The 25646-nt window shown below is 65.3% G+C and carries 26 protein-coding genes; 5 read left to right on the top strand and 21 right to left on the bottom strand.

The window, feature by feature from the left end; all coding sequences use genetic code 11:
• Positions 1–77: 77 nt before the first annotated feature.
• Positions 78–1535, bottom strand: coding sequence for a type VII secretion-associated protein (locus tag CH271_RS11925; RefSeq protein WP_143546047.1), 1458 nt, complete (start codon positions 1533–1535; stop codon positions 78–80).
• On the bottom strand, positions 1532–5530 hold the full coding sequence (gene eccCa / locus CH271_RS11920) for a type VII secretion protein EccCa (protein WP_094633807.1): 3999 nt from the start codon (positions 5528–5530) through the stop codon (positions 1532–1534). The genes CH271_RS11925 and eccCa overlap by 4 nt, the downstream gene beginning before the upstream one ends.
• 231 nt (positions 5531–5761) lie before the next feature.
• Between eccCa and CH271_RS11915 the strand changes: the two genes are divergently transcribed.
• From CH271_RS11915 to mycP, 3 genes are all read left to right on the top strand, one after another.
• Entirely contained in the window at positions 5762–6751 is a 990-nt protein-coding gene (locus CH271_RS11915) for an LLM class flavin-dependent oxidoreductase (protein WP_094633700.1), read from the top strand.
• A 128-nt stretch (positions 6752–6879) separates the two neighbouring features.
• The gene (eccD, locus tag CH271_RS11910) at positions 6880–8487 is read left to right on the top strand and encodes a type VII secretion integral membrane protein EccD (protein ID WP_179274861.1); all 1608 of its coding nucleotides are present in this window, start codon (positions 6880–6882) and stop codon (positions 8485–8487) included.
• Positions 8484–9875: a type VII secretion-associated serine protease mycosin gene (gene mycP / locus CH271_RS11905; protein ID WP_373453613.1), complete on the top strand. Its 1392-nt coding sequence runs from the start codon at positions 8484–8486 to the stop codon at positions 9873–9875. The genes eccD and mycP overlap by 4 nt, the downstream gene beginning before the upstream one ends.
• 8 nt (positions 9876–9883) lie before the next feature.
• Here mycP and eccB read toward each other — a convergent pair whose 3' ends face one another.
• A complete protein-coding gene (eccB, locus tag CH271_RS11900) occupies positions 9884–11338 on the bottom strand; it encodes a type VII secretion protein EccB (RefSeq protein ID WP_094633805.1) in 1455 nt (484 codons plus the stop codon).
• Positions 11339–11473: 135 nt separating this feature from the next.
• Between eccB and eccE the strand changes: the two genes are divergently transcribed.
• Complete coding sequence (gene eccE / locus CH271_RS11895) at positions 11474–13168, top strand: type VII secretion protein EccE (RefSeq protein WP_094633698.1); 1695 nt, start codon at positions 11474–11476, stop codon at positions 13166–13168.
• A gap of 7 nt (positions 13169–13175) precedes the next feature.
• Here the strand turns inward: eccE and CH271_RS11890 are convergent, their stop codons facing one another.
• The 9 genes from CH271_RS11890 to infA form a co-directional block, all read right to left on the bottom strand.
• Complete coding sequence (locus CH271_RS11890; RefSeq protein ID WP_094633697.1) at positions 13176–13733, bottom strand: NADPH-dependent FMN reductase; 558 nt, start codon at positions 13731–13733, stop codon at positions 13176–13178.
• A 30-nt stretch (positions 13734–13763) separates the two neighbouring features.
• Positions 13764–14660: a tRNA pseudouridine(38-40) synthase TruA gene (truA, locus tag CH271_RS11885; RefSeq protein ID WP_094633696.1), complete on the bottom strand. Its 897-nt coding sequence runs from the start codon at positions 14658–14660 to the stop codon at positions 13764–13766.
• Between the two features lie 5 nt (positions 14661–14665).
• Complete coding sequence (rplQ, locus tag CH271_RS11880; RefSeq protein ID WP_032397527.1) at positions 14666–15253, bottom strand: 50S ribosomal protein L17; 588 nt, start codon at positions 15251–15253, stop codon at positions 14666–14668.
• Positions 15254–15287: 34 nt separating this feature from the next.
• On the bottom strand, positions 15288–16352 hold the full coding sequence (locus CH271_RS11875) for a DNA-directed RNA polymerase subunit alpha (protein WP_008718222.1): 1065 nt from the start codon (positions 16350–16352) through the stop codon (positions 15288–15290).
• A gap of 99 nt (positions 16353–16451) precedes the next feature.
• Positions 16452–17057, bottom strand: a complete 606-nt coding sequence (gene rpsD, locus CH271_RS11870; protein WP_032397528.1) for a 30S ribosomal protein S4 — start codon at positions 17055–17057, stop codon at positions 16452–16454.
• Between the two features lie 21 nt (positions 17058–17078).
• Entirely contained in the window at positions 17079–17492 is a 414-nt protein-coding gene (gene rpsK / locus CH271_RS11865) for a 30S ribosomal protein S11 (RefSeq protein WP_027496331.1), read from the bottom strand.
• Positions 17492–17866 (bottom strand): 30S ribosomal protein S13, encoded by a 375-nt coding sequence (gene rpsM, locus CH271_RS11860; RefSeq protein WP_008718227.1) that lies wholly within the window; start codon positions 17864–17866, stop codon positions 17492–17494. The genes rpsK and rpsM overlap by 1 nt, the downstream gene beginning before the upstream one ends.
• 204 nt (positions 17867–18070) lie before the next feature.
• Positions 18071–18184 carry a 50S ribosomal protein L36 gene (gene rpmJ, locus CH271_RS11855; protein ID WP_025347279.1) on the bottom strand — a complete coding sequence of 38 codons (114 nt, stop codon included), beginning with the start codon at positions 18182–18184 and terminating at the stop codon, positions 18071–18073.
• A gap of 89 nt (positions 18185–18273) precedes the next feature.
• On the bottom strand, positions 18274–18495 hold the full coding sequence (gene infA, locus CH271_RS11850) for a translation initiation factor IF-1 (protein WP_005140011.1): 222 nt from the start codon (positions 18493–18495) through the stop codon (positions 18274–18276).
• Positions 18496–18842: 347 nt separating this feature from the next.
• Between infA and CH271_RS11845 the strand changes: the two genes are divergently transcribed.
• Entirely contained in the window at positions 18843–19736 is an 894-nt protein-coding gene (locus CH271_RS11845) for a glycosyltransferase (RefSeq protein WP_170945696.1), read from the top strand.
• Positions 19737–19752: 16 nt separating this feature from the next.
• On the opposite strand, the gene map is transcribed toward CH271_RS11845, so the two are convergent.
• The 9 genes from map to rpsH all read right to left on the bottom strand — a co-directional run bounded on the left by map (position 19753) and on the right by rpsH (position 25440).
• Positions 19753–20550 (bottom strand): type I methionyl aminopeptidase, encoded by a 798-nt coding sequence (map, locus tag CH271_RS11840; protein ID WP_032397529.1) that lies wholly within the window; start codon positions 20548–20550, stop codon positions 19753–19755.
• Positions 20550–21104 (bottom strand): adenylate kinase, encoded by a 555-nt coding sequence (locus tag CH271_RS11835; protein ID WP_037188302.1) that lies wholly within the window; start codon positions 21102–21104, stop codon positions 20550–20552. The genes map and CH271_RS11835 overlap by 1 nt, the downstream gene beginning before the upstream one ends.
• The gene (gene secY / locus CH271_RS11830) at positions 21101–22423 is read right to left on the bottom strand and encodes a preprotein translocase subunit SecY (RefSeq protein ID WP_032397531.1); all 1323 of its coding nucleotides are present in this window, start codon (positions 22421–22423) and stop codon (positions 21101–21103) included. Before secY ends, CH271_RS11835 begins: the two co-directional genes overlap by 4 nt.
• A 315-nt stretch (positions 22424–22738) precedes the next feature.
• On the bottom strand, positions 22739–23182 hold the full coding sequence (gene rplO / locus CH271_RS11825) for a 50S ribosomal protein L15 (RefSeq protein ID WP_032397532.1): 444 nt from the start codon (positions 23180–23182) through the stop codon (positions 22739–22741).
• A gap of 2 nt (positions 23183–23184) precedes the next feature.
• Complete coding sequence (gene rpmD, locus CH271_RS11820; protein ID WP_008718256.1) at positions 23185–23364, bottom strand: 50S ribosomal protein L30; 180 nt, start codon at positions 23362–23364, stop codon at positions 23185–23187.
• Positions 23364–24035 carry a 30S ribosomal protein S5 gene (gene rpsE / locus CH271_RS11815; RefSeq protein ID WP_032397534.1) on the bottom strand — a complete coding sequence of 224 codons (672 nt, stop codon included), beginning with the start codon at positions 24033–24035 and terminating at the stop codon, positions 23364–23366. Before rpsE ends, rpmD begins: the two co-directional genes overlap by 1 nt.
• A 34-nt stretch (positions 24036–24069) precedes the next feature.
• On the bottom strand, positions 24070–24486 hold the full coding sequence (gene rplR / locus CH271_RS11810; protein WP_032365631.1) for a 50S ribosomal protein L18: 417 nt from the start codon (positions 24484–24486) through the stop codon (positions 24070–24072).
• 1 nt (position 24487) lies between these two features.
• On the bottom strand, positions 24488–25027 hold the full coding sequence (gene rplF / locus CH271_RS11805; protein WP_032397535.1) for a 50S ribosomal protein L6: 540 nt from the start codon (positions 25025–25027) through the stop codon (positions 24488–24490).
• Positions 25028–25041: 14 nt separating this feature from the next.
• Positions 25042–25440 carry a 30S ribosomal protein S8 gene (gene rpsH / locus CH271_RS11800; protein WP_008718266.1) on the bottom strand — a complete coding sequence of 133 codons (399 nt, stop codon included), beginning with the start codon at positions 25438–25440 and terminating at the stop codon, positions 25042–25044.
• Between the last annotated feature and the right edge of the window lie 206 nt (positions 25441–25646).

The following is a 25646-nucleotide window of genomic DNA, read 5'->3' as shown; positions in this document are numbered from 1 at the left end:
TCACTCCCCTACATCTCCTTTGACGCAACGACCCCTCGATTCGGTTCCGGCCGTGCGCGAAAAACTGTGGGCGGCTCTCACGACGCCGGGACGATCTCCAACGTCTGCGTTGCCTGCCCGCATTCGGCGTCGATCACCGACACGTCGCCTCCCTCGAACTGGCAACCGATGCTGACCTGTAGGTCGGACTCGACGAACACACGCCAGAGCACCGTCGAGTCGTCGATCGGCCTCTCTGTGTAAGCGATTCCGACGCGGCCGCCGAAATCGCGTGTGGATTCGAGAGATCCGATGGTGGAATCCGGCCCACGGGCATCGATGGCCGACCGCAGCTCGTCGGCGACCTGCTCCTGTGTCGTACCCGGCAACAGCTCTGCCACGGTGACGACGATCCGACGCTCGGGCGGGTTCGGCGGAATCAGCACCATGCGATCCGGGTCGTACACCTTCGTCCAGGTACCGGGCAACCGCATCGAGACGCGCCCGGACACGAACGTCACCGTCTCGACCGGCGTCGGCGCGTCGGCGATCGTGGTCGGTGGCGGTTCGACGACGGACGACGACGTAGTGTTCGGGGCCGCCACAGGCGAAAAGGGTTGTGCCGCCACGACATCGGATCCGCCCGGAGACTGTCCGGCGAAATACACGGCTGCGCAACCGAATACGACAACCGCTGCCACGACACCCACGGCGGCGAGCATCGGGGGACGCCGCTTCTGCCGGGACCGCGGCGGTGCTGTGACGTCGTCGAGCCATGCCGCCGATCGCGTCGTCGCGGCACGGACCGACGGTGCCGGAACGAGATCCGCCCCGGCTCGCCGGTACAGCGACCTGGCGATGTCGAGGCCGGTCAACCACTGTGTGGGGTGATCGACGACGGGATCCGCCCCGGCGCTGGTCGCCGCCACCACGTACACCTCGTCGGGGCAGCGCGTGACCGACGACCGAACGTAGTCGCCGACCGCTCGTCGCCACGCGTCGTCGTCACCCGTACCGAACGGAAGTATCGCGCCGGTGTCTCCGCCGTGCGCCCCCGACTCGTCGAGGACGACGACGGACGTGTCGAGAGCTCCGACTTCGACGACCACCGCGGCGGACGGCGCTCGTTCACCCGACCACGACAGGGCGGCCTCGGCCGTCTCCACGAGCACCACCTCGTTTGCCGAGGTCGCAAACAGTGCCCGAACGATGCCCGAGCGTTGCTCGCCCCAGGTAGACGGATACGCGATCTCGAGCACGTCGAGTCGGTCGTGCACTCCGGCGCTCTGCAGGGCCGACCACACGATTCCGTGGAGTACCGCCTCCCGGTCCCACACCGTGGCCCCCACCGGGATCGACGCATCGTCGATACAGAGCAGGGGCGGAATCTCGTCTTCGGCCGGGCCCCGGCCGAACACCAGACGGCCACCCTCCACCGTGGCGAACGCCGATCCGACGCTCTCTCTCGGGCCCTCGAATACTCCGCCCGTGGCAACGACGGAAATCTCCGTGTGGCCCAGATGCACTGCGGCATAACGCCACGAGGTGCCCGTCAACTCGAATGTCCGAGCTGAACGAGTGACTGGCCGGAGCGGTCGACGAACACCCCACGTCCGGGCGGCATGGCACTGGGACGTACCGTCCCGAGCAGGTTCCCCTCGTCGCGGCTTCCGCTCATGACCAGTCCCGGCGTCACCAGATCACGCAACCGCCCGATCACCGGGTCGAACAGCGCCCGACCTGCCCCGCCCGAACGACGCGCCACGATGACGTGCAGCCCGATGTCTCGGGCATGGGGAAGGTGTTCCACCAACGGGGCCAACGGATTTCCCGACGACGTGGCGACCAGGTCGTAATCGTCGACGACGACGAACACCTCGGGGCCGTTCCACCACGACCGCTCACGAAGCTGCTGCTGGGTCACGTCTGCACCCGGCATGCGATCGGCCATGCGGCCGGCGAGGTCGACGAGCATGGCCGTCAGCGTCGCCTGCGAAGCCGCATACCCGGCCAGATGCTCGGAATCGACTGCGCCCAGGAGAGTTCGGCGGTAGTCCGCGACGATGAGTTTGACGCTGCCGGACGAGTTCGCCTCGACGAGCGATCGACAGATTCCGCGCAACAGAGAAGTCTTGCCGCACTCGCTGTCGCCGAACACGACGAAGTGTGGATTCTCCGCGAAGTCGACCACCACGGGTGCCAACTCGGCCTCGTCGATGCCGATGGGAACTCCGAGCTCGGGGATATCGCCACGGGTTCGTGGCCACGCATCACCGAGCTGATCGAGTACCGCGGATCTCTCGAGCAGCTCCGGCAGCATCCGCACCGGCGGCGCTTGGGTTCCCGCAGATGCCGCCGCGATCGCGGCGACCGACCGACCGACTGCGCGAGACAGATCGTCGACGGAGCAGACGTCGTCCACCCGTGGAAGTGCGATCAACAGATGCAGACCGTCCCTGGTCATGCCCCGGCCCGGCCGGCCCTCGGGAACGCTCGCCGCTTTGGCGCGCCCCATGTCCGAATCCGACGGGTCGCCGAGCCGCAGTTCCAATCGGGTACCGATCAGGTCCTTGGTCGCAGGCCGAACTTCCGCCCACCGCGACGCGGTGAGGATCAGATGCAGACCGAAAGCGAGGCCCTGAGTCGTCAAGGTGGCGATCTGCTGTTCGAGACTCTCGAAATCGGACCTGATGGACGGCCAACCGTCGATGACGAGAAAGACGTCGCCGAACCGATCCTCGGGGTCGACGGGTTGCGTTGCACGTCGCCGTCGGAACTCGGCCATCGAGTCGATCCCGCGATCACGGAATGTCCTCTCTCGCTGCCGAACGACACCGGCGACCTCGGCCACGGTCCGCCGAACCCGATCGACATCGAGGCGGTTGGCCACCGATCCGACATGTGGCAGATCGGCCAGCCCGGCCAACGTTCCGCCGCCGAAGTCCAAGCAGTAGAACTGGATCTGTGCCGGCGAATGCGTCATCGCGAGAGCCAGGATCAACGACCGAAGCGCCGTCGACTTACCCGATTGCGGGGCACCGACGATGGCGACGTGGCCCGCAGCACCGGACAGATCGACGGTCAGCAGATCGCGGCGCTGATCGAAAGGCCGGTCGATGATGCCGATCGGGGCCCGCAGGGTGCTGAGCGGACCGATGCGCTCGGTCGGAACCGACCCGGGCAGCAACCGGTTCAACGTGGTTGAGGTGTCCAACGGTGGCAGCCACACCTCGTGGGCCGGCATTCCGCGACCCCGAATTCGTCCGACGACCACGTCGAGCACCGTCGCACCGGTGCTGTCGGAGTCGACCGGATCCGGTTCGGCCTCCGGCGCAGCGGCAGCCTCGATGCGGCCGAGATCGATGGAGTCGAGCGGTACCGTGTACGCGGTGAAGGGTTTCGGCCTGATGTCGCCCCCGAGCGAGGGCCGAGCGCCGGGACCGGACCGCGACGGCGAGTACGGACCGGAGACGTATGCCGCAGCGAACCTGACGATCTCGGCCGAATCGCACTTGAGGTAGCCCGCACCCGGCTGCGCGGGAAGGTGATAGGCGTCGGGAACTCCGAGCACCGATCGAGACTCGTTCGCGGAGAACGTTTTCAGGCCTATGCGGTACGACAGGTGACTTTCGAGACCGCGCAATTTTCCTTCTTCGAGGCGCTGGCTGGCGAGCAGCAGGTGCATGTGCAGCGAACGTCCGAGCCTGCCGATCGCGACGAACAGCTCGGCGAATTCCGGTTGCTGGCTGAGCAATTCCGAGAACTCGTCGACCACCACGAACAGCGCGGGCATCGGTGCCAGATCCGCTCCCGCGGCGCGCGCCCTCTCGTAGTCGGAGACGTTCGCGAAGTTCCCGGCCGAGCGCAGCGACTCCTGCCGTCGGTTCATTTCACCGGCCAACGCGTCGCGCATTCGATCCACCAAGGCCAAGTCCTCGGACAGGTTGGTGATGACCGCGGCCACGTGCGGTGCCGATTCCAGGCCCGCGAACGTCGCGCCGCCCTTGAAGTCGACGAGCACCAGGTTCAGCTGTTCCGGCGAGTGAGTCGACACCAAGCCGAGCACGAGTGTGCGGAGGAACTCCGATTTTCCGGAACCTGTTGCTCCGATACACAATCCGTGAGGTCCCATGCCGTTCTCGGCGGATTCCTTCAGGTCGATCTCGACGGCGCTGCCGTCGGGGGCGACACCGATCGGTACCCGCAGCCTCTCGCGTCCGCGCCGCATCGTCCACGCTCGATCCGTGTCGAGTGCGCCGACATCGGCGATACCGACCAGGCTGTTCCATCCCGAGATCCGGACTCCGTCGTCGTCGACCACATCGACGACCGACGAGGACGACGGCACACGATACGGCGACAGGCGTCGAGCGACGGCGTGCGCTTGGGTGGTGCTCATCGAATCCGCGACGGCGAACACCTCGACCGTGGTTCCGCTGACCGCGCCTATCGATCCGTTCTCGGCGAACAATCGGAGTCCACGCGACGCGGCGAGTCCTGGGCACATGCCGGACAGATCGACGATCGTGACGGAATCGAGGCCCGTGTCGGTGAGGTCGGTCGATCGGTTGTCGAGAAGCCCGCCGTCCACCACGATCACCAACTGCACGACGCCTGCAACCGGCACAGCTCCGCGCGCGAACCGATTTCGCATCGACAGCACGTCGCCCAGCGCACTTTCGAGTTCGAGAAAGCTGCCGAAGATCATCCGAGCGGACCCGGCCCCGTCGCGCAGAGCGTCGTGCTGAGTGTGCGGCAGCCACTTGGCCCACTCCCACTGCTGCACGGTGTCCGGGCCGCAGACGATCGCGACAGCGACGTGATCGGGTCCGTGAAAGCTGCACAGCGAGGCCAACATCGCGCGCACCATCGCGCGGGCTCCGTCGCGGTCGCCCGCTACGGACAACGCCGCAAATCCCCTCAGCGACACCGCAGTCGGCAGCGCGGCCACCACCGAATGCGCCCGCACGAATCGACGTAGAGACACGGCCGAGACGGGTTCGAGTTCTTCCACCGGCCCGGTTTCCGGCGGAACCAGTCGAGTGGCAAGCCGCTGATCCCCACGGCCGACTCGTACGTGTGCGAAATCCGGATCCGACAGTCGCCGTTCCCACATGCGCTCGGTTCCGGCGATCGACCACAACGTGTCGGGGGCCGGGTGACTCCATTCGAGGGCTCGGCGTTGCGCTCGCTCGGTCTCGGCGACGTCGCGGCGGAGCTGATCCAGATAGCGGAGGTAATCCTTGCGGTCCTCGTTCGCCTCGGCCGTGCGCGCTCCGCCGGACTTCCCGCCGCCGGCCAACATCCCCACCATGGACATCAACATCATGGCCGGGAACATCAGCATCATCGGGTTCGCTGCTGCCCCGGAGGTGAACATCAGCGCGACCATCCCGACCATCGCGGCGACCATCACCAGCGGCATCAGCTTCATCAGTAGATTGCCCGGCACCGCGCGCGGAATTTCGGGCGGCGGCTGCAGGGTGACTTCCCCGCCCGGAGATCGAGGTACTTCGCGTCGGGCACCGCGAACGAAGCGCACGGTACTCATCGATCCGCCCCCACGGCAACGCCCCCAGAACTGCATCGCGGCAGCCTCCCCCCGAGGCCGCAGGTCGACAGGCTAACGCATCGAAGACCGGGCGGTCCACAGCTGCCGTCTCGTAGGACGGACCCACGGGACCACCGGTCCGTCCGACGAGAAATAGAACGCTGCCCGACACCGTTGCACCTGAATGCGGCTCCTCGCCGCGCGCTCGACGAACGAAAGGCTGGCCCCACCGTGTCCGTACCCTTGTCCATCCTCGATCTCGCTCATGTGGGCGAGGGCGAAACAGTCCGCGACAGCTTCGATGCAAGCGTCACACTCGCTCAGCATGCCGAGAACTGGGGATACCGACGCATCTGGTACGCCGAGCACCACAACATGAAGACGATCGCGTCGTCGGCCACATCGGTTCTCATCGGCCACGTCGCCGCCAACACCGAGCGAATCCGGCTCGGATCCGGCGGGATCATGCTTCCCAATCACGCGCCGTTGACCATCGCCGAGCAGTTCGGCACCTTGGCGACGCTGCACCCGGGACGAATCGATCTGGGTCTGGGCCGCGCCCCCGGCAGCGACCAGGTCACGATGCGAGCGATGCGGCGCGATCCCGCGTCGGCCGATCGCTTTCCCCAGGATGTCCAGGAACTGCAGGGCTACCTGTCGACGGAGTCCCTGATCCCAGGAGTGAGCGCGACTCCCGGCGCAGGTACCGAAGTACCGCTGTACATCTTGGGGTCGTCGCTCTTCGGCGCGCAGCTCGCCGCTGCACTCGGCCTGCCCTATGCCTTCGCCTCGCACTTCGCACCCGACGCCCTCGAGCAGGCCGTCGAGATCTATCGACGTGACTTCCGACCGTCCGCGCAATTGTCGGAGCCGCACCTGATCGTGGGTGTCAACGTGATCGCGGCCGATTCGCTCGCCGATGCACAGGCGCAGTTCCTCCGCACCAAGCGCAGTCGCGTCAGCCTACTGCTCGGCCGCGGCCGGACCTTCACCGACGAGGAAGCCGACATGGTCCTCGAAGCGCCTGCGGGCCAACAGATCGCGAAGATGACCAAGTACTCGGCCGTCGGTACGCCGGACATGGTGAAGGACTACCTGGATCGATTCGCCGAACGCACCGGGGCGGACGAGCTGATCGTCGCGTCCGGTGTGTCCGACCGCGCGTCGTGGCTTCGCTCGTTCGAGTTGCTCGCACAGGTGAGTGACCTGGTTCCTGCCTGAGAGCTGCGCACTCCGCCGGCAGATCCCGACGAGCAATGGCTTGTCGCCGCGATGTCGTAAGGTTTGGACACCGATGCCCACTGGGGCGGGCATCGGAACGCGAATCGAACGCATCCGGGGGGATCTTCATGACACGCGCCGACAGCCGTCCATCGGCCGGCATTGTGCCGTCACGCACGGCACCTGCCGATCCGACACAGTCACCCACTGCATCGGACGCGAGTAGGCGGGCATCGGGCGCGCAGTCCGTCTTTGCCCAGGAAGTCTGCCGGGTGACGGTGTTGGCCAGGTCCACACAGGTGGACATGGCGCTGCCGGTCGACGTTCCGGTCTCGCTTCTCGTTCCTGGGATCGTCGACATGATTGCGGCGGGAGTGGAGCCTGCGGAACGACCTGGGAGAGCGGGAGTGGAGCCTGCGGAACGACCCAGAAGAGCGGGAGATCCCGGCGACGAGGATCCCTCGTCGGACGGGTTGCCCGTGGCATGGACGCTTGCGCGGATCGGGTGTCCACCGTTGTCGCAGACTGCAACGTTGGCCGAGTTGTCGGTGCGCGACGGGGAGTTGCTCGTGTTGGGTGTGGCCGAGCGGCCCGCGCCGGTTCCGCTGTTCGACGACCTCATGTATTCCGTTGCGCGATCGGGTAGTGACGATGTTGCGCACTGGACTGCGCGTACGGCGCGCACGGTGGGTTCGGTCGTCACCGGAGTCCTGGTGTTGTCGGCTTGCGCGGTCGTGTTGCGTGGGCCGATCCGGGCGGGAGCCGAGCACGTCGGCAGTCTTGTCGAGGGACTCGCTGCGGTCATTGCGTCGATTCTCTTCGCGATCGCGGGGGTGATTCTGGGGCGGGTCTATCGCCAGCACTCCGTCGCTGTCCTCTTCGGTGGGTGTGCCGTCGCGCTGATGTTCACCGGCGGGACTGTGCTGGTACCCGGGCAGTTCGGTGCGGCTCAGCTGATGCTGGGTTCGGCCATGGCAGGCGCGATCGCCCTCCTGTCACTTCGTATCGGCGGGACCGGGTTCGCACTGTTCACCGCTGCGATAGTGCTGTCACTTCTGACGTTCGCTGCCGCGGTGTGCGCACTGTTCACCACCATCCCGCAACCGGCGATCGGCACTGCCGCTGCTCTCGTCGGCCTGGCCGGAATTGCGCTCTCTGCCAGAGTGTCGATGATGCAGGCCAAGTTGCCGCTTCCACCGGTCCCCACTGCAGGCGCACCGTTGGACACTGTGGAGGAAGCCGAACTCGACGCGATCTCGTTCGCCGATCTGCAGATCGCCGCGGCCGGAGCGCGTAGCTACCTGACCGGTCTGCTGTCGGCCTTCACCGTCGCGGTGGTGGCGGGCGTGCTCGTCTCGGCGGCAGCCGATTCCGACGGTGGTGTCCGGTGGCCGGCGGTCGCGCTCGCAGCGCTGTGTGCGCTTGTCCTGCTGCTGCGCGGACGCACGTATGCCGTTGTGACGCACGCCGTTCCGCTGGTTGCAGGCGGAACGGCGATTCTGCTGGCGCTATTCGCCGGTGCGGTCGTTGCATCACCCGAATACGCTCTCGCCTTGTTCGGTGTGGCACTGGCAGGCGCGGTGACGGCATCGACCTTCGGGGCCTTCGTGCCCACCCGCACGTACTCGCCGGTGATGCGGCGATCGGCCGAGCTGCTCGAATATGCCACCATCGCCCTGGTCATTCCGATCGCAGTGTGGGTGTGCGGTCTGTACAGCGTCGTCCGCGGGCTGTGACGCCGCGCAAACAGCGAACGATCGTCATCGCGGCGTTCACTGCTCTTGCCCTGTCGTCGAACGCCGTCATCGGCGTGTATCCGGCACTCGCCGAACGTCCGGTGATCGACCCGTTCCAGCTGCCTGCACCGAGTCCTCCCGGCCCACTCGAACCCACCGAACAGAAGAATGCCTGCGCCCTTCCGTCCTCGACCGCCGATGCCCAGGACGTCCCGACCGCGCAGAAGGCACTCGACTTCGCATCGGTCTGGCCCATCACCCGTGGGGCAGGTCAAGTGGTTGCCGTCATCGACACCGGAGTCACCGCTCATCCGCGCCTACCGGGCTTGATCGCCGGCGGTGACTACGTCAGCGCAGGCGACGGGTTGTTCGACTGCGACGCGCACGGAACGATGGTCGCCGGCCTGATCGCCGCGCAGACCGCACCGGGCAGCGGATTCGCCGGGGGCGCACCCGACGCACGCATACTGTCGATTCGTCAGTCCAGCAATGTCTTTCAGATCGTCGACAACAGGCCGGAGGAGGAGCAGGGGGCCGAACCGGAGAATGCCGCGGGCTACGGCAACGTACGCACGATGGCGATGGCCATCCGCACCGCGGTGGACTCCGGTGCCTCGGTCATCAACATCTCCGAGGTCGCCTGTGTGCCTGCGGGAGGCGGCGTGGCCGACGGTCCGCTCGGTGCGGCCGTGCACTACGCCGTCCGAGAAAGAAATGTCGTCGTCGTCGCAGCAGCCGGCAATCTCGGCAGCGCTGCCTGCCAGGCACAGAACCCGATGACCGACCCGCTTCGGCCCGGTGCCGACCCGTGGGCGTCCTTCGCGACCATCGCCACTCCGGCGTGGTTCGACGACGTATTGACTGTCGGTTCGGTCGAGTCGGATGGCACACCGTCTCCGTTCGGCCTGGCCGGTCCGTGGGTCGACGTCGCCGCTCCGGGCTCGAATATGACCTCGCTGTCGCCGACGGGCAACGGACTGGCGAACGGCACCCTCGGCACCGATGGCGTGCTTCCCATGACGGGAACGAGTTTTGCGGCACCGCTGGTTGCGGCGGTGGCGGCGCTGGTGCGCGCTCACCGGCCCGAGCTGTCGGCGCTGGAGGTGGTGGACCGGATCGAACGAACGGCGCATGCGCCGGCCGAAGGGTGGAATCCCCTCGTCGGCCACGGCATCGTCGATCCGCTTGCAGCGGTGACCGATTCGGTGACGCCTGCTCCCCTCCCGGTCCCTGCGGACAGTGTTGCGATGAGTGCGCCGTTGCCGCCGCCCACTCCGGATCATCGCCCGCGGACCACAGCGGTCACCGGTTCGGTGCTGGTGGCGGTGATCCTGGCACTAGGGCTGGCACTGTCGGTGCCTCTGCGCCGACGCGGCAGACTCGACTGAGCCGGACGCTACTTCGTCGGAAGTGCCGCGGCCTGCGGGTCGGGAGCGACACCGTCGTGCATCGTCAGGGCCTGGCCGCGCCCCAGAGTGGGCCCACTGCCGAGCAATTGGAGTATCTGCCAGGGCGCGGGTGCCGGCGGTCCGAACCCCAGCGCCGACGCGGCCTCGGCACCGTCGACGCCGTAGCGCACTCCGGTGTCGGCCACGAAGAAGACACTGCCCTGACGTGTACTCGAGGTGGAGATTCCGGTACTGCGCACGAACCCGCCGCTACCGGGTGCCAGATAGACCTGGTCGACGGCGTCGCCGCCGCCATCTGCCTGAGCCAACGCAACCGGTTGGGAACCGGTCTCGAGCGGCAATCCTCGACCGGCGGACTCGATCAGTCGAGCCGACGGTCCGCCGTCGGCAGCTCCGAGTGGCTCCCACGTCAAGCACCCGACAGGGCGCTCACCGGTATCGACGATCGCAGGAGTGGTCGCCGGAAACGTCGAAACCTCCAGTCCTGAAGAAGTTTTGGGAGCGTTCGCGAGCAGGTCGGGATTGACGGCGGCAATATCCGGACTGCCCTGCGAATCGGTGAATTTGATCAGCAGTGCCGCAGTTTCGTTGATCGCCTGGATTCCGTCCTCGAGAACCACGTAGTACCGAACGTCGCGACCGGCGACCTGCACGACCGAACCGATCGTCCGGCCGTCGAACGGGAACGCAGGAGCCTCACCCGCTCGGGGAACGAACGGTGCTGCGACCGGCGGCGATTCGGGCACGGAATTGAGCAGACCGGCACTGACCGGGGACGGTGTCGCGTCCTCTAGTCCGAGTGCGCGGACCACTGCCCTGTTGTTCAGGTCGACCGGCGATTTGGTGCCGTTGTGCACGAGATACGCAGTGCCGTCGGATGTCCAGAGAAACGCCTCGGAGTCGGCGAGCGCAGCCGTGCTTTCACCGTATCGAGGATTGCCCACCACAACCGTTGTCGAGGTCACTCCTGCGATCGGGTCGACGGTGTCGCAGACGGTCCACGTTTCCGCGCTGCCGTCACCGTCGTACGGCAGCGCAGACGGAGCACCGGGAATACCCACCAGCGCGCCGCGGGGTCGCGACGACAATTCGGATTCCTTGACCGTCAGCGGGTTGTCGGGCTTGCCGACGATCAAGCGAGCCGACGCGAGATTGAGCACCGGATGGAACACGTCGTCCACTTTCACGAACATCGCGGCCGAGTCCTTACCGACCACGATCGACGCGTCGCCGATCTTGTCCTGTGGCCGAAACGGTGCCAGCGCAGCGCATCCCGCCAAACCGATGCAGGCGATGACGACACCCACCAGCAGTGCCCGCGACTGCGACTTCATCGGATCGTGCAGCATCCGAACGTCGCGTCTGATCAGTGCGTGTTCCATTCTGCGGACGAGAAAGCGGTAACCGCCGACCTGCCACTTGGTTGTCGGCGTCGACGCCATGATTCCTCCCCAGGATTGTGCAGACGACCCGATCCCCATTCGGGTCACGCGACACAGTACAGTTCCTCCGCACACCTCGGCGACCGCGTTGGCGGTCATCGATGGGGCACTGCGACCTTCGGGGGGAGGGTTTCGATGACGCGTATCGGTTGGGCAGAGCGTGGGCGCGCCGCCGTCCCTTTCGTCGCGCCCACGGTCCGGCGGGTGATCGTGGCCGAGACCGCAGCCGTGGCGATCAGTCTGGCTTTGTATGCGGCACAGGTACGGACCGGATGGGCTCTGCTCGCCGCTGTGGCAGTGGCGCTCGGTCCGTTCGTGGCCGTTCGGCGTAGACCGGTCGTCGACTGGGTCCGGGCCATCGGGAGGTTTCTCGCCGATCGCGCCCCCGATGTAGGCGTGACCACGGAACACACCGACACCGCAGGCGGCCCGGTCGGCGTCCACTGGCAGCGCGACACCGTCACCTGCACCATCGAGATCGTCCCGCCCGAGCACTCCACCACGGTCCTCGGCAGGGCGAGCGCCGAGACGCAGTACGCGCTCCCTGTCGACGCGTTGGCGTCGTGTCTGACCCAGCACGACATCGAGGTCTGCTCGATCGATGTCGTCGCCCTCGGTTTCCGCAGCTCGGCAGGTTCTGTCGCCACCGAGGTGTACGAGGGACTCATCGGTCCGCTACCGGCCGTAGCGGTGCGAACCGTCTGGGTGGCAGTCACTCTCGACCTGCGCGCGAATGCTCGGGCGATCGAGGTCAGAGGCGGAGGCAGGGCCGGCGCAGCCCGCACCGCTGTCGTCGCGACCACGCGTGTCCTCCGCGCTCTGCACGCGCACGGCCTGTCCTCGCGACTGTTGACGAGCTCCGAACTTCGGTCGGCCGTGTCGCAGCTCTGCCGGGGAGTGAGCACCGACGACCTGACCCAGACATGGTCGACGGCACCCATGCCGGGTGCGTCGAGTACGGGGTTCGGAATCGATTGCAGCGCAATCACTGCCGAGGACATCGCCACCCTGTGGGCAACACCGTCCCTCGGAACGACGATGTCCTTCCACCTGCAGCCCACCCGCGACTCAGGAAAGGTGCGCGTCCGTGCGTCGTGCAGATTCGCCGCCCGGACACCGATCACGAAGCCTCGCGTACGCGCGTTGACCTCGATGAGCGGAAGTCAACGCGACGGTATTCTCGCCCAGCTTCCACTGGCCCTACCCGCACCGAAATCGTTGTCTCCCAGCCGAATCCTCGATGTCTCGACGGTGAACGAGTTGATGCTCCCGGTGAGTGGCTGCGGCCAGCTGCTGGGATCCGACGCCCGCGGACGCGGTGTCGCGGTGCGGCTGTTCGGGCCTGGGCTGACGCGAGTGCGCATCGTCGGAGAGCTCTACCTCGCTCAGCAACTGCTGTTCCGCGCCATCGCCACCGGTGCCAGGGTCCTCGTCCGCACCGATCGCCCCCACGCCTGGCGCGCACTCCTCGACGCCATCGGGGATCCCGATCGACTACTGGTCGACGGAACCACATCCCGATCCCGTCCCTCGTACGACGTGATCCTCATCGACTTCGCCGACGGTTCGGCACCGCCTGCGCAACAGGGACCGTCGGGCGTCACCGTGATCTCGTTGTCCGAGCACCTACCGCGGACCGGCCGCCCCGAACAGGAGCGAAGCATGCAGCGCTCGGAGGCGGATCTGACGATCGTCCAACCCCACGCATCGGGTGATCGAATTCGAGTCCGGTCCGGTCCACTCGACGTCGAGTTGACTCTGGTCACCATTCCGCAGGAAACGGCCTTCATCGGACGGCCCAGAAGTCTGCGCCCCGCGGTTCGAGCATGACCGATTCTCAGCCGGGGTAGTCGGCACGCCCACGAGCGCCGGCCACCGCGTCGGCCCACCACTCCAGTTGGTCGAGAAGACGCCCGAGAGCGTCGACGGCGGCTGCATCGTCGATGCCTCCCGATTCGTCGAACCGCTTGCGCACCCGATGCAGCGACACCGCGTCTCGAACGGAGACCATGTGCAGTTCGGCGGTGATCTGCCGCAACTGTTCGGTGGCTCGAACTCCCCCGCCGAGCCCGCCGTACGAGACGAACCCCACCGGCTTGCCGCGCCACTCGTACTTCACCGTGTCGAGCGCAGTCTTCAACGCACCGGGTACGCCGTGGTTGTACTCGGGGGTGACGAACACGAAGGCGTCGGCGGCACCGATGATTCCGGTGAAGCGTTCGGAGTCCTCGCACGGAGCCAGGGAGTTGGGCAACTCGAAATCGGCCAAGTCGACGTCGACCACCTCGACGGTGGTGCGTTCGGCTGCAACACCTCGAACCCAGGCCGCGACGGTCGGTCCTACTCGACCGGCACGCACACTACCGACGACGATGGCGAGCTGTATCGGCTGCATCGCTCCGACACTAGACCCGGTGACGCTCGGTCAGCCCTCTCCCCCACAGCAACTGTCATCGGTGATCGCCGTGCGCACTTCTCGGGTGGCCGCGTTACGGGCAGCCAGCTCGTCGGCCGGCGGGTAGTCGACTCGAACCAAGGACAATCCGTGCGCCGGAGCCACCGCCACCTCGCTCGCCCTCTCCCGGCGAGTCAACAGCGACCGCGCCCAGTCGGGAGTTCGACGCCCTTCCCCCACGGCCTGCATTGCACCGACGAGGCTACGGACCATCGACCAGCAGAACGCGTCGGCGCTGACGTACGCGGTGAGACGGTCGCCGTCGCGCTCCCAGTCGAAGCGCTGCAGTTCCCGAACGGTGGTGGCACCGTCACGTCGCTTGCAGAACGCGGCGAAATCGTGCAGGCCGATCAATGCCGCGGACGCCTCGCGCACCGCGTCCAGATCGATAGGCCTGGGCCAGGAGACGACACCGGCGACATCGAGGGGGTCGACGCCGTAGAGCGCAGTGCCGAAACGATATTCGTAATGCCTGCGGTACGCCGAGAATCGCGCGTCGAAATCACCGGAGACGGCGCTGATGGCACGCACGCGAACGTCGGTGGGCAGAAACCGTGCCATTCGGCGGACCAGTCGGTCGAGATCGTCCGGAACGTCGACGGCGTCGAAGTGCGCCACCTGTCCCGCTGCGTGGACTCCCGCGTCGGTTCGCCCCGCCACGGTCAGCTCTATCGGTTGCCGCAGCACCGTGGAGAAAGCTTCTTCGAGCACTCCACACACGGTGCGAATGCCCGGTTGGCGCGCCCACCCGGAGAAGCTCGTGCCGTCGTACGAGATGTCGAGCCGAAATCTGGTGGGTACCGAAAAAGCGGGCCCGCCCTCCCCGGAGGGAATGGCGGGCCCGCTTCGATCGTGCTCGGAGCTCAAAAGGACTAGTCCTTCTTTGCTTCCTCGGCCTCGGGGGCGTCCGACGCGTGTGCGTCGTTGTCCTCGATGCCGTCGATGACTGCGTCGGCGTTGGCAACCTCGGCGTCGGTCGCGTCGGCTTCGACAGCCTCGACGACGTTCTCGTCGGTCGCGTCCTCGGCCGGAGCCTCGGTTGCGGCGGGAGCAGCCTGCGAAGCCTTCACGCGGCGAGCGCGATCGGCTTCGTTGGACACCGTCTGCTCGTTGACGAGCTCGATGATGGCCATCGGCGAGTTGTCACCCTTGCGGGGGACGGTCTTGATGATGCGCGTGTAGCCACCGTCGCGATCGGCGAAGAAAGGCCCGATCTCGGCGAACAGCTTGTGCACAACATCTTTGTTGTTGATCGTCTTGAGAACCTCACGACGATGCGCCAGATCACCCTTTTTCGCATGGGTGACGAGCTTCTCGGCGTGGGGACGAAGGCGCTTGGCCTTCGACTCGGTGGTGGTGATGCGGCCGTGCTCGAAGAGTGACGTCGCCAGGTTGGCCAGGATGGCCTTCTGGTGCGACGCCGACCCGCCGAGACGGCGGCCCTTGGTGGGCTTGGGCATGATGAATCTCCTAGTAAGAGCTCCAGCGAGCTGATTACAGCTGTTCTGTCTCGGCGTAGTCCTGCTCGGCACCTTCGGTGTCGCTGAAGGAGCCGGCGTCGGTGTCACTCCACGTGCCCGTGGTGGCGTCGTAGCCAGGCACGGTGCTCGGATCGAACGACGCGGGGCTGTCCTTGAGGGAGAGGCCGAGCGAATGCAGCTTGACCTTCACCTCGTCGATGGACTTCTGCCCGAAGTTACGGATGTCGAGCAGATCGGACTCGGTACGACCAACCAACTCGCCGACGGTGTGAACACCCTCGCGCTTGAGGCAGTTGTAGGACCGGACGGTGAGGTCCAGATCCTCGATGGGGAGTCCGAAGGAAGCAATGTGATCGGCCTCGGCGGGCGAGGGTCCGATCTCGATGCCTTCTGCTTCGACGTTCAGCTCACGGGCGAGGCCGAAGAGCTCAACCAGGGTCTTGCCCGCCGAAGCGAGCGCGTCCCGCGCGGTGATGGAATTCTTGGTCTCCACGTCGAGAACGAGCCGATCGAAGTCGGTGCGCTGTTCGACGCGGGTGGCCTCCACCTTGTAGGTGACCTTGAGCACGGGTGAGTAGATCGAGTCGACCGGAATACGGCCGATCTCGGCACCCGATGCCTTGTTCTGAACGGCGGGGACGTAGCCGCGACCGCGCTCGACGACGAGCTCGATCTCCAACTTGCCCTTGTCGTTCAGGGTCGCGATGTGCAGATCGGGGTTGTTCACCGTGACGCCGGCCGGAGGCACGATGTCGCCTGCGGTCACAGCGCCGGGGCCCTGCTTGCGGACGTACATGGTGACCGGTTCGTCTTCTTCGGAGCTCACCACGAGGCCCTTGAGGTTCAGGATGATGTCGGTGACATCTTCCTTGACTCCGGGGACTGTGGTGAATTCGTGGAGGACGCCGTCGATACGGATGCTGGTGACAGCAGCGCCGGGGATCGACGACAGCAGGGTGCGGCGGAGCGAGTTGCCGAGTGTGTAACCGAAGCCGGGCTCGAGCGGCTCGATGACGAATTTCGAGCGGTTATCGGCGATGACCTCTTCGGTCAGCGTCGGGCGCTGTGAAATGAGCATTGTGTGTTCCTCCTGTACGGGCGTCCGCTATTTGACGCCCACGTGTGGAGGCGAAGACGCATGTGAGCCTCGCGGGGAGACTCACATGCGTGCTGCGCCTTACTTCGAGTAGTACTCGACGATGAGCTGCTCCTGGAGCGGCACATCGATCTGTGCGCGCTCCGGCAACCTGTGCACCAGGATGCGAAGACGGTTGGGAACGACCTGCAGCCACGGGGCGACGGGACGGTCGCCGTAGCTTTCGCGGGCGATCTGGATCGGCAGCGTCTGTGCTGACTTCTCACGGACATCGATGATGTCGTACTGCGAGACGCGGTAGCTGGGGATGTCGACGCGCTTGTTGTTCACCAGGAAGTGACCGTGCGTGACCAGCTGACGGGCCTGACGACGCGTACGTGCCAGTCCGGCACGGTAGACGACGTTGTCGAGACGACTCTCGAGGATGGTCAGCAGGTTCTCGCCGGTCTTGCCGACGGTCCTGTTGGCTTCCTTGTAGTACAGACGGAACTGCTTCTCCATGACGCCGTAGGTGAAGCGAGCCTTCTGCTTCTCCTGCAGCTGGAGCAGGTACTCGCTCTCCTTGATCCGCGCGCGGCCGTGCTGGCCGGGCGGGTAGGGACGACGCTCGAACGCTTGGTCGCCTCCGACGAGGTCGACGCGCAGACGACGCGACTTGCGGGTGATAGGACCGGTATAACGTGCCATTTTCTAAACCTTTCCTTCCCGCTAGACCCGACGCCGCTTGGGCGGACGGCAGCCGTTGTGCGGCTGAGGGGTGACATCGGAGATGGTGCCGACCTCGAGGCCAGCGGCCTGAAGCGAGCGGATCGCGGTCTCACGGCCGGAGCCGGGACCCTTGACGAAGACGTCGACCTTCTTGACGCCGTGCTCCTGTGCCTTGCGCGCAGCGTTCTCGGCTGCGAGCTGTGCGGCGAACGGAGTCGACTTGCGCGAGCCCTTGAAGCCCACGTGTCCCGAGGACGCCCATGAGATGACGTTTCCGGCGGGGTCGGTGATCGACACGATCGTGTTGTTGAACGTGCTCTTGATGTGCGCAGATCCGTGCGGGACGTTCTTCTTGTCCCTGCGACGCGTCTTCTGCGCCTTCTTCGGACCGGTACCGCGTGCTTTGGGGGGCATTACTTCGCCTTCTTCTTGCCGGCAATGGTGCGCTTGGGTCCCTTACGGGTACGCGCATTGGTCTTGGTGCGCTGTCCACGGACGGGCAGACCACGACGGTGGCGAAGACCCTGGTAGCAGCCGATTTCGATCTTGCGACGGATGTCGGCCTGCACCTCGCGGCGCAGGTCGCCCTCGACCTTGAGGGACTCGTTGATGTAATCGCTGAGCTTGCGCAGATCGTCGTCGCCGAGATCCTTGCTTCGCAGGTCGGGGCTGACGCCCGTCGCTGTGAGGATTTCCTTGGAGCGGGTACGGCCGACGCCGTAGATGTAAGTCAGTGCGATCTCCATGCGCTTTTCGCGCGGCAGATCCACACCTGCGAGACGTGCCATGTGGCATTTCCTTTTCTTGTCCGGAGGTCTGCTCCCAGTCCGTCCCCTGTGTCCTTCTCACCGCTGGGGTGTGAAGCGTCTTTCAACAAACTCAGTGGGGCCCCGGCCTCCGTGCCGGGGGTATGCCGCGACGCGTGTGTCGCGGTTGGTGCTGGGAGGTCATCTTCTAGCTGTTGCCAAGCCGACGTGCGAAATGCTCGGTGGTTATCCCTGACGCTGCTTGTGACGCAGGTTGTCGCAGATCACCATGACGCGTCCGTTACGACGAATCACCTTGCACTTTTCGCAGATCTTCTTGACGCTCGGCTGAACCTTCACGTCGTTGATCTCCTGTGTGTAGCTCGGCCCCGCTGCATGCAGTGGCCCCGAGCATGGTTCTCCCCGACCGGACGTGGCCGGGGAAGCTGTTACTTGTAGCGGTAAACGATGCGTCCACGCGTGAGGTCGTAGGGCGAAAGCTCCACCACGACGCGATCCTCGGGAAGGATGCGGATGTAGTGCTGACGCATCTTTCCGCTGATGTGAGCGAGTACCTTGTGGCCGTTTTCGAGCTCAATGCGAAACATCGCATTGGGCAGCGGTTCGACAACTCGGCCCTCTACCTCGATAGCACCGTCTTTCTTGGCCATATCCTCCGCGATCCTGGCTCTCACACCTGGTTGATTGCATCTGTTTCCGTTACCGTGATGCCCACTGACCGACCCGAATGAAGGGACGATGTGTCGCCGGAACGGTTCGCAGCCCACCAGGGCACGCGAACATCCGGTACGCAGGGCGCACCGTCGATCCATGTTACCGGGTAAAGCACGTCTGGCCAAATGCGTCCCGCGTCCATGCTCCAGGTCATCGTTTGCCCCTCGTCGATTTCCTGGACTAGCGTTCTGCCGGGCTGCATCACAGCCGCACAACTTCGGGCCGTCCCGCCTGCGCTCGCAGCGACGGCCGTCTCCGCGACGACGACTACAAGGCACCCCTCTTGAAATCAGACACGCGCGCCGGAAACCCGGTCGTATCCGTCATCATCCCAGTCCACAACGCCAAGGATGTTCTCGACGATCAACTACGAGCTCTCGCTCGACAGGACTACGAGCATCCGTTCACGGTGATCATCAGCGACAACGGGTCGACCGACGGCCTTCGCGAACACATCGAGAACCATTGCCTCCGTGGTGCCCTGGACCTGAAGTACGTCGATGCCGAAGGAAAACCGGGCGCATCGTTCGCTCGTAACAGGGGCGCAGACGCCGCCCGCACCGAACTGCTCGCATTCTGCGACGCGGACGACGCGGTGCATCCGACCTGGCTCCGACGCATCGTTGCAGGCCTCGACGAGTACGGCCTGGTGGGCACCGGTTTGGAGACGGAGACACTGAACTCCGTTGCCACGCGAGCATCGACCCCCTTCGCACCGCCGTCGGACCAAGGCAAGTCGACGTTCCTCCCGTTCGCCATCGGTGCCAGCATGGCGTGCCGCAGATCGACCTACCGTGAGCTCGGCGGCATGCTCGAGCACGTACACGCGAGCGAGGACATGGAGTTCTCGTGGCGCGCACAGCACGCCGGCTGTCGATTGCACTTCATCGCCGAACCGCTGGTCTCGTACCGACTGCGCACCGGCCACCGGGAGAACTGGAAACAAGCAGGCGCTCTGGGGTACGGATCGGCTCACGTGCGCGGCCTCTACCGAGCACACGGCTGCCCGCCCTTCCGGGCCCGATCGATCTCCGTCGCCCTGCTGATGCTCGGCGTACGAAACCCACTGCTTCCGACTGCGGTGACCAAGATGCCCACTCGGCTCTGGCTCCGTCTGGTGGCTGCGCACCTCGGCCTGGTCCGCGGCGGTCGACGCTACGGATCGTTGGCCTGGTGACCTGGCCGGGTCGGACCTAGCTGGGTCGCAGGGTCAGAATGCGGGGCCCGTCCTCGGTGACGGCAACGGTGTGTTCCCAGTGCGCGGACCGGGATCCGTCGGTCGTCACGACCGTCCACCCGTCGTCGAGGATGTCGGTGTCGTACGTACCGAGAGTCAACATGGGCTCGATCGCGAGGGTGGATCCGACGACCAGCTCCGGTCCCTTGCCGGGGGCACCCTCGTTCGCGAGGAACGGGTCCATGTGCATTTCACGGCCGATTCCATGACCGCCGTATCCGTCGACGATTCCGTACTTGCGTCCGTGCGCCTGCTCGGCCGCATGGGTTCCGGATTCGATGGCGTGCGAGACGTCGGTGAGCCGGTTGCCGGGAAGCATCGCGGCGATGCCGGCTTCCATCGACAGCCTCGTCGCCTCACTGAGCATGGCGTCGGCCTCGATGATGTCGCCGACACCGAATGTCCATGCAGAGTCTCCGTGCCAACCGTCGAGAACCGCCCCACAGTCGATGGACACCAGATCGCCCGCGACCAAGAGCTCGTCTGCCGACGGAATGCCGTGCACCACACGGTCGTTCACCGACGAGCAGATACTGCCGGTGAAGCCGTGGTAACCGAGGAACGACGGCACGGCACCGGCGTCACGAATGACCGCCTCGGCCACTCGGTCGAGCTCGAGTGTCGAGACACCGGGTACCGCCGCTGCCCGGACGGCAACCAGAGCAGCGCCGACGACCGCGCCGGCCGCAGCCATGGCGTCGAGTTCGCCGGCACTGCGGAACGGCACGACCTTGCGTTTACGGCCGAACGCCATTACTTGCCGTGGTCCTCGATGGACTTCAGCGCGCGAGCGTTGACCTCGTCCACCTCACCGATCGCGTCGACCGTGACGAGTTGACCCTCGTAGTAGTCGAGCAGCGGCGCGGTCTCGTCCCGGTACACCTTGAGCCGGTTCCGGATGACGTCTTCCTTGTCGTCCTCGCGTCCACGCGAGAGCATGCGTTCGACGACGACGTCCTCGTCGACGACGAAGGACAGTACGGCGTCGAGCCTCGCGTTCAGATCCGCCAGGATGCCGACCAGTGCCTCGGCCTGACCCACCGAACGAGGGAAGCCGTCGAGCAGGAAGCCGTTGACGGCGTCCGGCTCGGAGAGGCGGCTGCGGACCATGTCGATGGTCAGCTCACTGGGAACCAGATCGCCGGCATCGAGGTACTTCTTCGCTTCGAGTCCGAGGGCCGTCTTCTCACCGATGTTCGCGCGAAACAGGTCGCCGGTGGAGATGTGCGGAACGCCCAGCTTCTCGGACAGGAGAACGGCTTGGGTGCCTTTGCCGGCACCGGGGGGACCGAGCAGAACAAGTCTCACTTGAGGAACCCTTCGTAGTTACGCTGCATCAGCTGGCTTTCGATTTGCTTCACGGTGTCCAGGCCGACGCTGACCATGATCAGCACGGCGGTGCCACCGAAGGGGAGGTTCTGTCCTCCACCCGAACTACCGATGTCGAGGAACAGGTTCGGGAGCACGGCAATGGTGCCCAGGTAGACCGCGCCCGGCAACGTGATGCGACTGAGGACGTAGTTCAGATAGTCGGCGGTCGGCTTGCCCGGACGGATGCCCGGGATGAAGCCGCCGAACTTCTTCATTTCGTCGGCGCGCTCTTCGGGGTTGAACGTGATCGCCACGTAGAAGTACGTGAAGAAGACGATCAGACCGAAGAAGATCGCGATGTAGACCGGGTTCGCGGGGTTCACCAGGTACTCGTTGATGATGCGCTGCCACCAACTCGGATCGACCGCGGTGCTCGCCGAGGTGAGCTGGGCGATGAGGTTCGGCAGGTACAGCAGCGAGGACGCGAAGATCACCGGGATGACGCCGGCCTGGTTGACCTTGAGCGGAAGGTACGTGGACGAGCCGCCGTACATCTTTCGACCGACCATGCGCTTGGCGTACTGGACGGGAATTCGACGCTGACCCTGCTCCACGAAGACCACGCCGGTGATGATCAGGAACGCTGCGAAACAGACGAATCCGAACACCAACCCGCCGCGGCTCTCGAGGATCGAGTTGCCCTCGGACGGGATACGCGAGGCGATTCCGGCGAAGATGAGCAGCGACATGCCGTTACCGACGCCGCGCTCGGTGATGACCTCACCGAACCACATGACGACGGCTGCACCTGCGGTCATGACGAGCACGATGATGACGAGGCCGAAGATGGACTGGTCGGCGATGATGTCCTGCTGGCATCCCTGAAGGAGCTGCCCACGCGAAGCGAGGGCCACCAGGCCGGTCGCCTGCAGGATGGCCAGCGCGATCGACAGATAACGCGTGTACTGCGTCATCTTGGCCTGCCCCGACTGCCCCTCCTTGCGGAGTTCCTCGAACTTCGGGATGACGACGGTGAGCAGCTGCACGATGATGCTGGCGGTGATGTACGGCATGATGCCGATCGCGAACACCGAGAGCTGTAGGAGCGCTCCACCGGAGAACAAGTTGATCAACGAGTAGATGCCCGCCGAGTCTCCACCGGAGACCTGGTCGATGCATGCTCGGACATTGGCGTAGTCGACACCCGGCGACGGCAATGTTGCACCGAAGCGATACAGGGCGACCAGACCGAGCGTGAAGAGGATCTTCCGTCTCAGGTCAGGAGTCCTGAGGGCCGACACGAAGGCGGAAAGCAAAGATCCTCCTGGCACGACTGCATTGACGCTGCGAGTGCATCGTCGGGAGCGCAACTGCTGCTCCCGTGAGCCTCACGAGCATGGACTGCAAGCGACATGCGTCGCCCGCATCGAAACGAACTTCTGTGAACTCTAGAACTCTAACAGTGCGTATCGAACCGCCCGACGGTCAGTGTTGGACCCTGTCCGTTCGGTCGACCTCGACACGTGGTGCCGAGGCAACGATGGCCGCAGCTCAGCTGCGAGAGCTGTGGCTGCGGCCATCGTCACGAACTGCTGGTCGATGCGCTACTACTCAGCACATCGAACCGATGCTCATACCTCGGTTGCAGAACCGCCGGCAGCGGCGATCTTTTCCTTGGCGGAGCCCGTGAACTTGTTGGCCGAGATCTCGACCTTCACGGTCAGGTTTCCGTCGCCGAGAACCTTGACGGGCTCGTTCTTGCGAACGGCGCCCTTGGCGATGAGCTCGGGGATACCGATCTGACCGCCCTCGGGGAACAAACGCTCGATGTCGCGCAGGTTCACGACCTGGAACACGACACGGTTGCGGTTGGTGAAGCCCTTGAGCTTCGGGAGCCGCATGTGGAGGGGCATCTGGCCACCCTCGAAGCGTGCCGGCACGTTCTTGCGTGCGCCGGTTCCCTTGGTACCGCGACCTGCGGTCTTGCCGCGCTTGCCACCTTCACCACGGCCGACGCGAATCTTCGTCGACTTGGATCCGGCTGCGGGGCGCAGATGGTGCAGTTTGATGGTCATGGTTAGACCTCCTCAACAGTTACGAGGTGGCGCACCGTGTTGACCAGTCCGCGGTTCTGCGGGTTGTCCTCGCGGACGACCGTCTGGCGGATGCCCTTGAGCCCGAGAGTACGCAGGCTGTCACGCTGGTTCGCCTTCTGGCCGATGGTGCTCTTGATCTGGGTGACCTTCAGCTGAGCCATTACTTCACCGCTCCTGCCTGTGCGCGTGCGCGCAGCATTCCGGCGGGTGCAACCTCTTCGAGGGTCAGGCCGCGGCGAGCCGCAACTTCCTCGGGACGCTGCAGACCCTTGAGGGCTGCGACGGTCGCGTGCACGACGTTGATGGCGTTGTCGCTACCGAGCGACTTCGACAGCACGTCGTGGACACCGGCGCACTCCAGCACGGCACGCACAGCGCCACCGGCGATGACGCCGGTACCGGCGCTGGCCGGACGCAACATGACGACGCCGGCTGCGGCTTCGCCCTGGATGGGGTGCGTGATGGTGCCGGCGATCATCGGGACGCGGAAGAAGCTCTTGCGAGCCTCCTCGACACCCTTCTGGATGGCCGCGGGAACTTCCTTGGCCTTGCCGTAGCCGACGCCGACCAGTCCGTTGCCGTCACCGACGATGACCAGGGCGGTGAAGCTGAAGCGTCGACCACCCTTGACCACCTTGGAGACGCGGTTGATCGTGACGACCTTCTCGATGAAGTTCGACTTGTCCGCAGCGTTGCCGCCACGGCCGTTGTCACGACGGTCACGACCGCCACCGCGGTTGTCGCCGCGCTGGTTGTTGTCGCCACCTGCGTTGGGGCCACTGTTCTGTCCGGCGGGGCCGCTTCCGCCGTCACGCCGTTGACGTCCCGGCATCAGGCTGTCCTTCCGTTGTCAGTCATTGTCATCATCAGAACGTCAACCCGCCTTCACGGGCTGCGTCTGCGAGTGCCGCGATGCGGCCGCTGTAGTTGTTGCCGCCGCGGTCGAACACGACTGCCTCGACGCCGGCTGCCTTCGCGCGGCTGGCGATGAGCTCGCCGACCTTCGCACTGACGGCCTTCTTGTCGCCCTCGAGGGCGCGCACATCGGCTTCGATGCTCGACGCGCTGGCCAGCGTGTGGCCGGCGAGGTCGTCGATCAACTGCACGTGGATGTGACGCGAGGACCGGTTGACGACCAAGCGGGGACGCTCGGGCGTGCCGGAGATCTTCTTGCGAAGGCGGAAGTGACGACGTGCCTTCGACAGGCGACGCTTCGTCGAGACGTCGGTGCCACGCGGAGTGCGCTTGACGACGTTCGCCTTGTCTGCTGTTTGCTGGCTCATATCACTTACCCGTCTTTCCGACCTTGCGGCGGATCACTTCACCCTCGTAGCGGATGCCCTTGCCCTTGTACGGGTCCGGACGCCGCAGACGACGAATGTTGGCAGAGATCTGACCGACCTTCTGCTTGTCGATGCCGACAACGGTGAATCGCGTGGGCGACTCGACCGTGAACGTGATGCCCTCGGGTGCTTCGATCAGCACGGGATGGCTGTAACCGAGTGCGAACTCGAGGTCCTTGCCCTTGAGTACGACGCGGTAACCGACGCCGTGAATCTCCATCTTGTTGGTGTAACCGTTGGTGACACCGGTGATGAGGTTCGCGACGAGAGTGCGCGAAAGTCCGTGCAGTGCACGGCTCTTGCGCTCGTCATCGGGCCGGGTGACGGCGATGGTGCCGTCGTCGGCGCGAGCGATCTGGATGGGCTCGGCGACCGTCAGGCTCAGGGCACCCTTGGGGCCCTTGACCGCAACGTTCTGGCCGTCGATGGTGATATCGACTCCAGCGGGGACCGGTACCGGCAATTTTCCAATACGTGACATGGTGGTGGCCTCCCCTACCAGACGTAGGCGAGGACTTCTCCGCCCACACCCTGCTTGGCCGCCTGACGCTCCGTGAGCAGACCTGTGGACGTGGAGATGATCGCCACGCCCAGGCCGCCGAGAACCTTGGGCAGATTGGTGGATTTTGCGTACACCCGGAGACCGGGCTTGGAGACGCGTCGCACGCCGGCGAGGCTGCGCTCACGGCTCGGGCCGTACTTCAGATCGACGATGAGGGTCTTGCCCACCTCGGCGTCTTCCGTGCGGTAGTCGGAGATGTAGCCCTCGCGCTTGAGGATCTCGGCGATGTTCGCCTTGAGCTTCGAGTGGGGAAGCTTCACCTCGTCGTGGTACGCCGAATTGGCGTTACGCAGACGGGTCAAGAAGTCTGCAATTGGATCGGTCATCGTCATGGTGTGACCTGTGCACCTTTCTCGCAGCGGTTCCCATGCAGCATGCGCGAGCTGGTGCCCCTGGATTCTCGAGAACCCGGCGGGCCTGGCTCGTCACATCGTGGGCCTACAACGAAGTGAACATGTCCTGACCGACTGTTGCCGGTCAGGGGTTGCGCTCCAAGCAATGCATCGCTGCACTGCCAGGTGTTTCGAGCTTCCGCATT

The organism is Rhodococcus sp. 05-340-2, assembly GCF_002258915.1.
Classification (GTDB): Bacteria; Actinomycetota; Actinomycetes; order Mycobacteriales; family Mycobacteriaceae; genus Rhodococcoides.
This window is presented reverse-complemented; position numbering and strand designations above follow the sequence as displayed.